A 13,726-nucleotide genomic window follows, 5' to 3' on the forward strand; every position below is an offset into this window, starting at 1 on the left:
TTGACGCTGGCCCGGACAGCTCCTTTTACGAGCTACCCGAAAAACCTTCCCGCCAAACGACTTCGGAACGCCGGCGCCGTTGTGCCCTTAGAGCGTCTGGTGACGCCCGAAATATTTGTGGTCTTCGCTGTAGCCGCCATAGCCACTACCGATATCGGAGTAGTCGGCGACGAACTCGATGCCTTTGATCCACTTCACCAGCTTGAAGCCGTGCTGCAACTCGTTGCGCAGCCGCAGCGGTTTGCCGTGCATGTAGGGGAGAGGTTGGTCGTTCATGTTGTAGGCCAGCATCGTCATGTGGTGATCCATCTGGCCGATGTGATGGGCGTTGTAGTAGATGCCGCCGGTGGCGCCGAGGCCCATCGAATAGAACACCACCCATTTGGCCTCGGGCAGCGGTTTGACGATGTCCATGATGGTCCGCATCTGCACGCCGCCCCACTTGGCCACGCCGGACCAGGCCTGGATGCAGAAATGCTGGCTGATCTGGTCGTGATAAGGCAGTGCCTTCAAGTCGTCGAGCGAGAACTCCATCGGGTGCTCGACCAGGCCGTAAACCTTCAGCCGCCAATCACGAAAGTCGTTCTGCTCCAACTCTTTGTACTCAACGGTCTCGGGCAGGCGGCCATTGCGCCAGTGGTGCGGCGAGATGTCTTCTTCGGTGAAAGCACCGGGCTTGGGGTCGAGCTGCTCCAGCATCCGCTGGAACGGGCCGACGAGCGCGTAACCGACCCGCTGGACGACACGTGGGTGCTTGATGGTGAACGGGGTGGCCCACACCCAGGCGACGGCGGTCACCACCATCGCCGCGGCGAAGATCCAGAAACCCATCCAGCTGTTGTCGTCGCGGGCGGCGAACATGTGGTTGAGGTTTTTCAGCGCGCTGGTCGCGAACACCAGCGTCACGTGCACGACGATGAAGAAGAGGAAATACACCAGCACCAGGAAGTGCAGCGACCGCGCGTGCTGAATGCTCAATCGCTTGCTGAGCCAGTGCACGCGTTGCGACAGCGCCGGTGACATGCCCAGCCCCGTGATCAGCGCGGCCGGGGCGGCGATGAAAACGGTGGTGAAGTACGCCAACACCTGCAGGCCGTTGTAGGCGACCCACCCGTTGTCGGCCGGCCAGTGCTCCACCGACAGGTACTGAATCGCGACCGACGCCGCGTTGGGGAAGACGTCCCAGCTGGTCGGCACGATGTGGCGCCACTGCCCGGTGGTGAACAGCAGCACGTAGAAGACCGCGCCGTTGAGCAACCACAGCACGTCGATTCCGAGGTGCCACCAGCGGGCCAACCCGATCGAGTGGCGGAAACCGGGCAGCCCGAACTGCGGCGGTAACGCGACCGTGTCGGCGTTGGCGGTCCACAGCTCGTCGTCGGGTACCGGCGGGCCCACTCGCAGCCACTCGTCCTTGCCGGGGGTGGCGTTGCGGCTGAAATAGAGCCGCGGATGGTCACAGAGAATCTGGATGCCGGTCCGGATGATGAACATCATCATGAACAGGTTGAAGAAGTGGGTCCAGCCAAGCCACGCGGGCACGCCGGGCGCCTTGGCCGGGATGTCGGCGCCGGGGTAGCGCTGGATGAACGCGTGCACCGCCGGCATGTTGTACAGCCCCTTGCCGATCGCGACCGCCGCGACCAGCGCGGCGAAGCCGATGGGGATCAGCCACATGAGGTTGAACCACTTGTCGCGGCCGACGCGCAGCTTTGGAGCGGTGGCCCGCCGGGTGAGGTCGAACCCGCCCCCGTAAGCCTCGACGTCGATCGTGTCTTCGGCGGTATGAATCTCGTTGCGGTAGTCCGGAATTGACGTCAGCGGCGTGCCCACCGCCAGTGTCGATACAGAGCCGTCGTGTGCTGCCCGATGATCGGTATTCGTCACGCGGCAGAAATTACCCCAAAGCGCTTGTACTAATTGTCCCCGATCGGGACGAAACGGACCCGCCCCGCCCCTTGCGGCCGTCGGCAATAGTTGCTCAGGGGCAAAATCCGCCGCGGCATGGGTCACCACCTCCGCAATTGCCGGATAATAGCCTCGATTCCGCCGCAAACGCGGATCCTTGGGGTGCGCTGTGAGTTTGGGCAGAGTCTTCTGGCAGGCGCCGCTAGGCCGAGTCGCGCGGCAGCACTCGGCGCACCGACCGGGTTTCGATGGCGTTGATCGTCAACGCCCTGCGGCCGATGCGCCAACCCGCGTCGGTCAACTCGTAGTCGTCGTCGTAGCGCAGGTGCCAGACGACGTCGATGACCTCGTCGGGGCGTTGCGTCCAGTGATGCGCGATGCAGGCGATGCGTCCCCGCGCGCGGTCGGGGTAGGCGATCTCGTCGTATACCTCGCCGATGATCGCGTGCTCGGTACGCGCGACCGCACCGACCGCGCCGACGGCCGCCGCGATCGCCTGGGGACCCCGATGCGAATGTATCGGCTCCAGCGCGGACGGCGGGTCCGGCACCGCCAGCTCGCCGTCGGTGGTGAAAAGTCCAGCGACAGCGTCGAATTGACGATCGTCTACGCCGGCGGCGTACCGGTGCACCAGGTCGCTGAGTCCGGCCCGGTCGTCCGCTGAAAGGGTCATGACGGGATCAGGGACAGCCGTTGCGCGCAGGCGGACAGGATGTCTTGGGCCTCTTCGATATTGGAGGTCGGCGGCATCGACAGCACGATCCGATCGGCGCCTTGATCGATCAGGCTGCCGGCGCGGTCGGCGTCGATCTTGGTGACAGCGTGACCCAGCGACACTTCGAGACCCGCCGGATCACGGCCCGCCGACGACGCTTCCTCGCGCATCAGCGCGATCAGCGCCGCCAGCTTCGGGCCCGTCACGCCGAGCGGCTGAAAGCCGTCCCCGAAACGTCCGGCGCGCCGCGCGGCCGCGCGGCTGTGCCCCCCGATGTGAATCGGGAGCCGTTCGCCGGCAACGGGTTTGGGGTAGCACATGACATCATCGAAGCCGAAGAACTCGCCGTGATAGGACGCGCCGCCGGGCTGGTCGGCCCACAGCGCGCGTAACACGGCCAACTGCTCGTCGGCCCGTCGGCCCCGGCTGTCGAAATCCGCGCCGCATGCCTCGAGCTCTTCCCTGAGCCAGCCGACGCCGACGCACAGCCGCAGCCTGCCACCCGAGAGCGCGTCGACGGTCGCGGCGCGTTTGGCAAGCACCACCGGATGGTGGTTGGGCAGCACCAAAACCCCAGTGGCCAACCCCAGCCGGCTGGTGTGGCCGGCGAGAAACGCCAATAGATCGAGGGGATCCGGAATGGGACAGTCGGCCGCCAGCCCGACCCGGCCGGAATTGTCGTAGGGATACACGCTGTCGTACCGGGTGACCAGGACCGTGTGCTCCACAACGACGATCGATTCGAACCCGCACCGCTCCAGGTGGCTCGCGAAGGCCACCATCCAACCGGGATCCGCGGTGACGCCGTCGGCGACCGGGGCGACGACGGAAACCTTCATGGCACCCGAAGCTAACAGGTGGTCCTCGTCAGACGGCGGGAGGCGCGACAGATGCGCGAACGGCCTCGGCCAGCGTCGCCGCCCGGCGATCCGTGAACACGTCCTCGAGCATCACCGGCCGGCCGCTCGGGCCGGTCAGCGGAACGCGCCAGTTCGGGTATTCGTCGGTGGTGCCGGGCTGATTCTGCGTCCTGCGGTCCCCGACGGCGTCGGTCAGCGCCACCCCCAAAAGACGCGACGGCGTGCGGCCCAGGTATCGGTGCAGCGCGAGGACGATCTGTTCGGGATCTGCCTTGTCGGGCCCGTCTTCGCTCAGCAGCCCAACCCGGCGCAGTTCGGCCAGCCAGGCCGCCAGTTCGGCGCGGTCGGACTCCAGCTCGGCCTCGACGGGCCGGGTCAGCAATCCCAGAGATTCCCGCAGCCGCACATGATCGCCGGCGAGATAGCCGGCGGTGGGTGGCAGGTCGTGGGTGGTGACCGACGACAGGCAGTATTCGCGCCAGCGCTCGGCCGGCAGGGGCCCGCCATTCCCGTCGCGATCCAATTCGAACCAGAGGATCGAGGTGCCCAGCAGGCCGCGGAGTAGTAGGTAGTCGCGCACCCACGGTTCGACCGTGCCGAGGTCCTCGCCGACGACGAGGGCGCCGGCCCGGTGTGCTTCCAGCGCGACGATGCCGATCATCGCCTCGTGGTCGTAGCGCACGTAGGTGCCCTCGGTGGGCCGCGCGCCGTCGGGAATCCACCACAGCCGAAACAATCCGATGATGTGGTCGATGCGCACGCCGCCGGCATGGCGCAGCACCGAGGAGATCAGCGCGCGAAACGGCCGGTACTCCTGCTCTTCCAGCCGGTCGGGCCGCCACGGCGGCTGCGACCAGTCCTGGCCGAGCTGATTGAACTCGTCCGGCGGCGCCCCCGCGGTCACGCCGAGCGCCATCACGTCCTGCAGGGCCCAGGCGTCGGCACCGTTGGGGTGCACGCCGACGGCCAGGTCGTGCATGACGCCGATCGCCATACCGGCCCGCCGCGCCTGCGATTGCGCCATGGCGAGCTGCTCGTCGAGCTGCCACTGCATCCAGCGGTGGAAATCGACCGTGTCCGAATGCTTTTCGACGAATCGGGCCACCCCGGCTCCCGTGGGATGCCGCAGGAAGCTCGGCCAGTGATGCCAGTCGCCGCCATACTTCTCGGCCAGCGCACACCAGGTGGCGAAGTCGTCGAGGGCGCGGCCCTCACGGTCCCGGAATGCCGCGTAGGCCAGCTCACGACCCGCCGATCGGGGTGCCCGATGCAGTAGCTTGAGCGCCGACCGCTTGGCCAGCCAGGCGCTGTCGCGGTCGATGGCGTCGACCTCGGCGACCCGTTGCTGGACTTCCGAACGCAACCGCCGCACCCGGCCGCGCTTGGTCAGTTCGGAGTATTCGGGGATGGTCTCGACGCGAAGGTAGAGCGGGTTGAAGAAGCGGCGCGACGTCGGCAGGTACGGCGACGGCTCCATCGGGATCGTCGGGGTGGCTGCGTGCAGCGGATTGACCAGAACATAGTCGGCGCCGTGGCGGGATGCGGACCACACCGCGAGGTCGGTCAGATCGGTCAGGTCGCCGACGCCCCACGAGTGTCGGGACCGCACGCTGTAGAGCTGAGCGGCGAGCCCCCACGCGCGGCGGGCGCCGAGCTGCTCCGGCAGCCCCAACCAGTCCGGCGTCATGATGAGCGCCGCGCTGGTCTCGGAGTCACCGGAACGCAAATGCACCCGGTGGTAGCCCAGCGGCAGGTCGGCCGGCAAGACAAAGCTGGCCTCCCCGACCCAGCGGCCATCCAGATCGAACGGGGGAGAGAAGTTGTCAACCTGCTGGATCCCGCCGTGCACCGTGCCGTCCTCGAGCCGCAACCACACCTCCGCGGGATGACCGTGCGTCACGTGCGCCCAGAACCGCGTCGGTGCGCCGGTGCGCCCGACGATGGTCGCCGGCAGCCGACGTTCCCAATACGCGCGAAGTTGCGCCGTCATGGCAGCGTTGCGCTCCTGCTCGGTGCCTGCCGCCACACCGAGGGCCGCGAGCACCGCCACCAGCGTGCTCTCGCTGACCTGCACCCCCCGGCCCGTCCAGTCCTCGTAGGCGGTCGCGATGCCGAACCGCCTGGCAAGTTCGACCAGCGAGGGTGCGAGCTCAGTCATGCCGCCCATCTTGCGTCCATGACCCGACCGGCAGCGACTCGGCTCGGCGTCGCCTTGCTTTGCCGGCGACCGATCCACCCACTGTTCGCTCGCACGTCGGCAAACGTTCAACCAAACGCCTCGTCAACAGGACGAAGCCGCAAATTGCCGCTACCATTCCTAGGACACCAAGAAATCCGGCCGGGGGGTCAGCGGGGCTGGGTTCAGGGATATAGCAATACGTAAAAGCGAACGCGAACCGCGCCACATGGCGATGTGTTTGCGGGTGCCTTACGGTTATCGGGTAGTTCGCGCGCCGGACGACGTCCAGGCGTTCTAGCAGACCGGATGGTGAAAATAACGTGGCGGAGGAAAGTCGCGGGCAGCGTGGGTCGGGATACGGCCTCGGGTTGTCGACCCGGACCCAGGTAACCGGTTATCAGTTCCTGGCCCGGCGGACGGCAATGGCGCTGACCCGCTGGCGGGTCCGGATGGAGATCGAGCCCGGGCGCCGGCAGAACCTGGCCGTCGTCGCGTCCATTTCCGCGGCGCTCGTGATCTGCCTGGGAGCGTTGCTGTGGTCGTTCATCAGCCCGTCGGGCCAGATCAACGAGTCGCCGATCATCGCGGACCGCGACTCGGGCGCGCTGTACGTCCGCGTCGGTGACAAGTTGTACCCGGCGCTGAATCTGGCGTCGGCGCGCCTGATCACGGGGCGCCCGGACAACCCGCACCTGGTTCGCTCAAGCCAGATCGCCAAGCTTCCGCGCGGCCCGATGGTCGGCATCCCCGGTGCGCCGTCCACCTTCGGCCCCACCAGCCCCTCCTCGTCGTCATGGCTGGTGTGCGACACCATCGCCTCGACCGGAGCCGGGTCGCCGTCGGGGGTGACCGTGACGGTGATCGACGGCACCCCGGACCTCGGTGGCCACCGCCGGGTGCTGAACGGATCGGACGCGGTGGTGCTGAGCTACGGCGGCGACGCATGGGTCATCCGGGACGGGCGCCGGTCGCGTGTTGACGGCGCGAACCGGGCGGTGCTGCTGCCGCTCGGAATGACGCCCGAGCAAGTCAGCATGGCGAAGCCGATGAGCCGCGCCCTGTTCGACGCGTTGCCGGTGGGGCCCGAACTGACCGTGCCGGAAATCCAGAACGCGGGCGCGGCGGCGACGTTCCCCGGAGCTCCCGGTCCGGTGGGCACCGTGCTGGTCACCCCGCAAATTAGTGGGCCGCAACAGTATTCGCTGGTGCTGGCCGACGGCGTCCAGACGCTGCCACCGTTGGTGGCCCAGATTCTGCAGAATGCCGGCGGCCCGGCCAACGCCAAGCCCGTGACCGTCGAACCCGCGGCCCTGGCCAAAATGCCGGTCGTCAACAAGCTGGACCTCTCGTCCTATCCGGACAACCCGTTGAACGTGATGGACATCCGGGAGAACCCGGCGACCTGCTGGTGGTGGGAGAAGACGTCCGGAGAGAACCGGGCTCGCGTTCAGGTCATCTCCGGGCCGACCATTCCGGTCGCCCAGGGCAACACCAACAGGGTGGTGTCGCTGGTGAAGGCCGACACGAGCGGTCGCGAGGCCGACCAGGTCTACTTCGGACCCAACTTCGCGAACTTCGTGGCCGTCACCGGTAACGACCCCGGCGCCAAGACGACCGAATCCCTGTGGTGGCTCACCGATGCGGGCGCCCGGTTCGGAGTGGACGACACCCGTGATGTCCGCGAGGCGTTGGGGTTGCAAACGAAGCCCAGTCAGGCCCCGTGGGTGGCGCTGCGCCTGCTGCCGCAGGGACCGACGCTGTCGCGAGCGGATGCGTTGGTCCAGCACGACACCCTTCCGATGGATATGTCCCCTGCAGAGTTGGCGGTACCGAAGTGAAACGTGGTTTTGCCCGGCCCACACCGGAAAAGCCTCCGGTAATCAAGCCGGAAAACATCGTCCTACCAACGCCATTGAGCGTTCCTCCACCGGAGGGCAAACCGACGTGGCTGATCGTGGTGGGCGTTCTCGTCGTCGGCCTGCTGATCGGCATGGTGGCGATGGTCTTCGCCAGCGGCTCGCGCGTATTCGGCGGCGCCGGAGCGATTTTCCCGATCTTCATGATCGGTGGTGTCGCGATGATGATGTTCGGTGGCCGGTTCGGCGGCCAGCAGCAGATGAGCCGGCCGAAGCTGGACTCGATGCGCGCCCAGTTCATGTTGATGCTGGACATGCTGCGCGACACCGCCCACGAGTCGGCCGACAGCATGGACGCCAACTACCGGTGGTTCCACCCCGCACCCGACACGCTGGCGGCCGCGGTGGGGTCGCCGCGGATGTGGGAACGCAAGCCCGACGGCAAGGACCTCAACTTCGGTGTCGTCCGAGTCGGCGTGGGCATGACGCGTCCCGAGGTGACGTGGGGTGAACCCCAGAACATGCCGACCGACATCGAGCTGGAGCCGGTGACCGGTAAGGCGCTACAGGAGTTCGGGCGCTATCAAAGCGTCGTCTACAACCTGCCCAAGATGATTTCCCTGCTGGTCGAGCCGTGGTACTCCCTGGTCGGCGACCGCGAGCAGGTACTGGCGCTGATGCGGGCGATTGTGTGCCAGCTGGCGTTCTCACACGGCCCCGACCACGTGCAGATGGTCGTGGTGACTTCCGACCTGGAGGAGTGGGACTGGGTCAAGTGGCTGCCGCACTTCGGCGACCCGCGGCGCCAGGACGCGGCGGGCAATGCGCGGATGGTGTACGCGTCGGTGCGTGAGTTCGCCGCCGAGCAAGCCGAATTGTTCGCCGGCCGTGGCTCGTTCACGCCCCGGCACGCAAGTTCGTCGGCGCAGACCCCCACGCCCCACACGGTCATCATCGCGGACGCCGTTGATCCCCAGTGGGAGTACGTGATCAGTGCCGAGGGTGTCGACGGGGTGACGTTCTTTGACCTCACCGGGTCGTCGATGTGGTCATCCGTGCCCGAACGCACGCTGCGATTCGACGAGAAGGGCGTGATCGAGGCGCTGCCCCGCGACCGCGACACCTGGATGGTGATCGACGAGAAGCCCTGGTTCTTCGCACTGACCGACCAGCTCAGCGCCGCGGAGGCCGAGGAATTCGCGCAAAAGCTGGCGCGCTGGCGCATCGCCGAGGCGTACGAGGAGATCGGCCAGCGGGTGGCCCACATCGGCGCTCGGGACATCTTGTCCTACTACGGAATTGACGATCCGGCCGACATCGACTTCGACGCGCTGTGGGGTAGCCGCACCGACACCATGGGCCGGTCGAGGTTGCGCGCGCCGTTCGGCAACCGCTCCGACAACGGCGAGCTGCTGTTCTTGGACATGAAGTCGCTCGACGAGGGCGGCGACGGGCCGCACGGCGTCATGTCCGGGACAACAGGTTCGGGTAAGTCGACGCTTGTGCGAACGGTGATCGAGTCGCTGATGCTCAGCCACCCGCCCGAGGAGCTGCAGTTCGTTCTGGCCGACCTCAAGGGTGGGTCCGCGGTCAAGCCCTTCGCGGGGGTGCCGCACGTCTCGCGGATCATCACCGACCTCGAAGAAGACCAGGCGCTGATGGAGCGCTTCCTGGACGCGCTGTGGGGCGAGATCGCCCGCCGCAAGGCGGTGTGCGACAACGCCGGCGTCGACGACGCCAAGGAGTACAACAGCGTGCGGTCCAGGATGCGCGCCCGCGGCCAGGACATGCCGCCGCTGCCGATGCTCGTGGTCGTCATCGACGAGTTCTACGAGTGGTTCCGCATCATGCCGACCGCCGTCGACGTCCTCGACTCGATCGGCCGGCAGGGCCGCGCGTATTGGATCCACCTGATGATGGCGTCGCAGACCATCGAGAGCCGGGCCGAAAAGCTCATGGAGAACATGGGATATCGCTTGGTGCTGAAGGCCCGCACCGCGGGTGCGGCGCAGGCGGCCGGTGTGCCCAATGCGGTGAACCTCCCGGCCCAAGCGGGTCTCGGTTACTTCCGTAAGAGCCTCGAGGACATCATCCGGTTCCAGGCCGAGTTCCTGTGGAGGGACTACTACCCGCGCGGGATCGACCTCGACGGCGACGAGACGCCGCAGCTGGTCCACAGCATCGATTACGTACGCCCGCAATTGTTTACGAACTCGTTCACCCCGCTCGAGGTGAGCGTCGGCGGGCCGGACGTCGACACGGTGGCCGCCGAGTCGAATGGCGAGGCGCTCGAGGTCGAGTCCCTCGAGAGCGAGGACGACGAAGAGGGGATCAGGACACCGAAGGTCGGCACGGTGATCATCGATCAGCTCCGCAAGATCGATTTCGAGCCGTACCGGTTGTGGCAACCGCCGCTGACCCAGCCCGTCGCCATCGACGAGTTGGTCAACCGCTTCCTCGGCCGCCAGTGGCAACACGACTACGGCACCGCCAGGGATCTGGTGTTCCCGATCGGGATCATCGACCGCCCGTTCAAGCATGACCAGCCACCGTGGACGGTCGACACCTCCGGGCCCGGCGCCAACGTGCTGATTCTGGGCGCCGGCGGCTCGGGCAAGACCACCGCATTGCAGACACTGATCTGCTCGGCCGCGCTGACCCACACCCCGGAGCAGGTTCAGTTCTACTGCCTGGCCTACAGCAGCACCGCGCTGACGACCGTCGCCCGGCTGCCCCACGTCGGTGAGGTGGCCGGCCCAACGGATCCCTACGGTGTGCGCCGAACGGTGGCCGAACTGCTGGCGCTGGTGCGGGAGCGCAAGCGCAGCTTCCTCGAATACGGGATCGCGTCGATGGAGGTGTTCCGGAGGCGCAAGTTCGGTGGCGAGGCCGGCCCGGTGCCCAACGACGGGTTCGGCGATGTCTACCTCGTGATCGACAACTACCGGGCCCTGGCCGAGGAAAACGAGGTGCTGATCGAGCAGGTGAACATGATCATCAACCAGGGGCCCTCTTTCGGGGTCCATGTGGTGGTCACCGCCGATCGGGAATCGGAGCTGCGCCCGCCGGTCCGGAGCGGTTTCGGTTCCCGGGTCGAGTTGCGACTGGCAGCGGTGGAAGACGCCAAGCTGGTGCGGTCGCGGTTCGCCAAGGACGTTCCGGTCAAGCCGGGGCGCGGCATGGTCGCGGTCAACTACGTCCGACTCGACAGCGACCCGCAGGCGGGTCTGCACACGTTGGTGGCGCGGCCCGCGCTGGCCAACACGGCCAACAACGTCTTCGAGTCCGACAGCATCGTCGACGCCGTCAGCCGCGTCGCGAGCGGCCAGGCGACGCCGGTCCGCCGGCTGCCCGCCCGGTTCGGCGTGGAGCAGGTGCGCGAGCTGGCCGCCCGGGATACCCGCCAAGGCGTGGGTGCGGGCGGAATCGCCTGGGCCATATCGGAATTGGACCTGGCGCCGGTCTATCTCAATTTCGCCGAGAATGCCCACCTGATGGTGACGGGCCGTCGCGAATGTGGTCGAACCACGACGCTGGCCACCATCATGTCCGAGATCGGCCGTTTGTACGCGCCGGGCGCCACCAGCGCCCCGGCACCTCCGCCGGACCGGCCGTCGGCCCAGGTGTGGCTGGTCGACCCACGCCGTCAGCTGCTGACCGTGCTGGGCTCCGAGTACGTCGAGAAATTCGCCTACAACCTCGACGGCGTGCAGGCCATGATGGGTGAGCTCTCCGCGGTGCTGGCCAGTCGCCAACCGCCCCCAGGGCTGTCCGCGGAAGAGTTGTTGTCGCGGTCATGGTGGAGCGGGCCGGAGATCTTCCTGATCGTCGACGACGTCCAGCAGCTTCCCCCGGGCTTCGACTCGCCGCTGCATCAGGCCGCGCCCTGGGTGACCAGGGCGGCCGACGTCGGCTTGCACGTCCTCGTGACGCGGACGTTCGGCGGCTGGTCGTCGGCCGGCAGCGACCCGATCCTGCGGGCACTGCACCAGGCGAACGCACCATTGCTGGTGATGGACGCCGACCCCGACGAGGGCTTCATCCGCGGCAAGATGAAGGGTGGCCCGCTGCCCCGAGGCCGAGGCCTGCTGATGGCCGAGGACACCGGCGTGTTCGTTCAGGTGGCGGCGACCGAACTGCGCAAGTAGGTCACTCCCAGCGCAGCGGTAATGACTTGAGCGCGAAGGACTTTGACGGGAACTTGATTTCCGGGGCGTAGTCCGTCGGCACCTCGAAGTCGGGGATCTGCCGAAGCCATTCGCCGACGATCACCGTCAGCTCGATCCGTGCCAGATGGGAACCCAGGCAGCGGTGCGGTCCACCGCCAAATCCCCAGTGGCGGTGCACTTTTCCGTCCATGACCAGGTCATCGGTGGACCAGGCGTCGCTGCCGTCGCGGTTGACCGCGGCCATGCACAACCGGACCTGAGAGCCCGGCGGCAGCGTCATGCCGCCGACGTCGACGAACTCGGTGACGATCCTGGGCGCCACCGGCGCCGGCGGCTGCAGTCGAATGATCTCTTCGATGAAAACCCTTATTTGCTTGGGATTGCCGCGAAGCTCGGCGCGCAACTGCGGCCTGCGCGCCAGCTCGAACAGAGAAAAGCCGATGATCGCCGTCACCGTGTCCAAACCCGCCAGGATCAACAGGTGGCTCATGCCCAGCAGCTCGAGATCGGTGAAATCGCCCGGTCCGGTCATCACCCGCGACAGCATGTCCGGGCCCGGCTCCTCGCGGCGCTGTTGGACCGCCGCGCTGAGATACTCGAGCAGCTCCAGCTCTCCTGCCTGGATCTCGGCGATGGTGACGTTTTCCTTGTCGCCGATGATGGCGTCTTTCCATGCGATAAGTCGATCACGGTCCTCCAGCGGCAGACCGTAGAGGTCGAGGAAGGCCTGAAACGGGTAGAGCCTGGCGAAATCCGCCATGACCTCGCACTCGCCCCGGCCGGCGAGCTCCCCGATCATCTCGGCCGCGTGCCGCTGCAGCACCGGCTGAGACTTGCTGAGCGCGGCCGGGCTGAAATACGGCTGCAGGATTTTGCGGTAGCGGGTGTGCTGCGGCGGGTCGAACGCCAGCGGGAGCACCGGCAACGGATCCGAGGGCGGTTGCAGGATCGTTGACGAAAAGACCTTGGGATTGCGCAGCGCGGCAAGCACATCCTCGCGTCGCGTCAGGTAGTAGTAGCCATTCATGAACACCACGGGCCCGGCGTCGCGCAGCGTCTTCCATCCGACCCCGCGGTCTTCGGCCATCGGCAACGTGTGATAGTCGAGGCGCGGTAGGTAGAACGTGCCTGGCTGCCAATCGCCAAGGGTGCTCATGCGCTCCGATCTCCGCTTGTCTTTTCCGGTTTTGGTTTCCGAGTCACCGATGCGGCCGGCCAATACCGGCAAGCAATCTTCTAGACTCTAGCGACCGCCTGATCTACCCGCCGATTTGTCAAGTCCGATCCGCTGCACACGTCGAGCCGTCGGGGGAGGAAGCCGTGAGGGTTCGTCTCGAAAAGTCGAAATGCGTGGGCCACGCGCAGTGCTACGCCGTCGACCCAGACCTGTTCCCCATCGATGAGTCGGGCTATTCGATCCTCGAGGAGCACGAGGTAGCGCCCGGGGATGCGCAGTTGACTCGCGACGGTGTGGCTTCGTGTCCGGAAATGGCGCTGATCCTCGACGAGGATTGACGGCCGAAAAGCAAACTGCGGGTGAACACCCGGTTGTCGCAAATGAACAGAAGCTGGCCTGGAATGAATAGTGGCTGGCGGGTAACCAAAACGTCGCGCAGTTGGTCGAGCGCGCCTGCCATCACCGGCTAATGTCTTGTGCGAGCGGCAGTTCGGGCAAAAGTGAGCTGTCGCTCGGTTGCTGACAGTGGGGGTGAACTAGGCGGAATGCGCATGTCCTTCCTGGCCGGACACCGGGCCGTTCGGTTTGCCGAGTCGAAAGACCCCCGTCAGTGGCTCGCCTAGGGTCAGCGCGGTCCCTGAGGTGGCAATTGGCGACAACGCCCGTCGACCAAATTGCCACCCTGCCCACAGATTGTCTGACGGCTGCGATCGCAAGCGCGATCACAGCCAACTGAGGAGGACACGGTGTTGGACTTCGCGGCGTTACCGCCCGAAATCAATTCCGGTCTGATGTATGCGGGTCCGGGGTCGGGGCCGATGTTGGCGGCGGCTGCTGCATGGGATGAGTTGGCCGCGGAGTT

Annotated in this window: 9 protein-coding genes; 4 read left to right on the plus strand and 5 right to left on the minus strand. The window is 66.6% G+C overall.

Annotated features, from left to right (window positions below):
• Positions 1–87 precede the first annotated feature (87 nt).
• The 4 genes from A5744_RS08115 to malQ form a co-directional block, all read right to left on the minus strand.
• On the minus strand, positions 88–1,833 hold the full coding sequence (locus A5744_RS08115; protein WP_076059942.1) for a molybdopterin-dependent oxidoreductase: 1,746 nt from the start codon (positions 1,831–1,833) through the stop codon (positions 88–90).
• 277 nt (positions 1,834–2,110) lie between these two features.
• A complete protein-coding gene (locus A5744_RS08120) occupies positions 2,111–2,581 on the minus strand; it encodes a nuclear transport factor 2 family protein (protein ID WP_076059944.1) in 471 nt (156 codons plus the stop codon).
• Positions 2,578–3,462, minus strand: a complete 885-nt coding sequence (locus A5744_RS08125) for an LLM class F420-dependent oxidoreductase (RefSeq protein ID WP_076059946.1) — start codon at positions 3,460–3,462, stop codon at positions 2,578–2,580. Before A5744_RS08125 ends, A5744_RS08120 begins: the two co-directional genes overlap by 4 nt.
• A gap of 28 nt (positions 3,463–3,490) precedes the next feature.
• Positions 3,491–5,641, minus strand: a complete 2,151-nt coding sequence (gene malQ / locus A5744_RS08130; protein ID WP_076059965.1) for a 4-alpha-glucanotransferase — start codon at positions 5,639–5,641, stop codon at positions 3,491–3,493.
• Between the two features lie 341 nt (positions 5,642–5,982).
• Between malQ and eccB the strand changes: the two genes are divergently transcribed.
• A complete protein-coding gene (gene eccB / locus A5744_RS08135) occupies positions 5,983–7,500 on the plus strand; it encodes a type VII secretion protein EccB (protein ID WP_076059948.1) in 1,518 nt (505 codons plus the stop codon).
• Positions 7,497–11,666 (plus strand): type VII secretion protein EccCa, encoded by a 4,170-nt coding sequence (gene eccCa, locus A5744_RS08140; RefSeq protein WP_076059950.1) that lies wholly within the window; start codon positions 7,497–7,499, stop codon positions 11,664–11,666. The genes eccB and eccCa overlap by 4 nt, the downstream gene beginning before the upstream one ends.
• 1 nt (position 11,667) lies before the next feature.
• Here eccCa and A5744_RS08145 read toward each other — a convergent pair whose 3' ends face one another.
• Positions 11,668–12,843, minus strand: coding sequence for a cytochrome P450 (locus A5744_RS08145; protein WP_076059967.1), 1,176 nt, complete (start codon positions 12,841–12,843; stop codon positions 11,668–11,670).
• Between the two features lie 164 nt (positions 12,844–13,007).
• Between A5744_RS08145 and A5744_RS08150 the strand changes: the two genes are divergently transcribed.
• Positions 13,008–13,202 (plus strand): ferredoxin, encoded by a 195-nt coding sequence (locus A5744_RS08150; protein ID WP_076059952.1) that lies wholly within the window; start codon positions 13,008–13,010, stop codon positions 13,200–13,202.
• Positions 13,203–13,613: 411 nt separating this feature from the next.
• Positions 13,614–13,726, plus strand: a 113-nt coding sequence (locus A5744_RS08155; protein ID WP_139331283.1) for a PPE domain-containing protein, incomplete at its 3' end; no start/stop codon positions are given.

It is taken from the genome of Mycobacterium sp. IS-1264 (genome assembly GCF_001954195.1).
In the GTDB taxonomy this organism is placed as follows: domain Bacteria; phylum Actinomycetota; class Actinomycetes; order Mycobacteriales; family Mycobacteriaceae; genus Mycobacterium.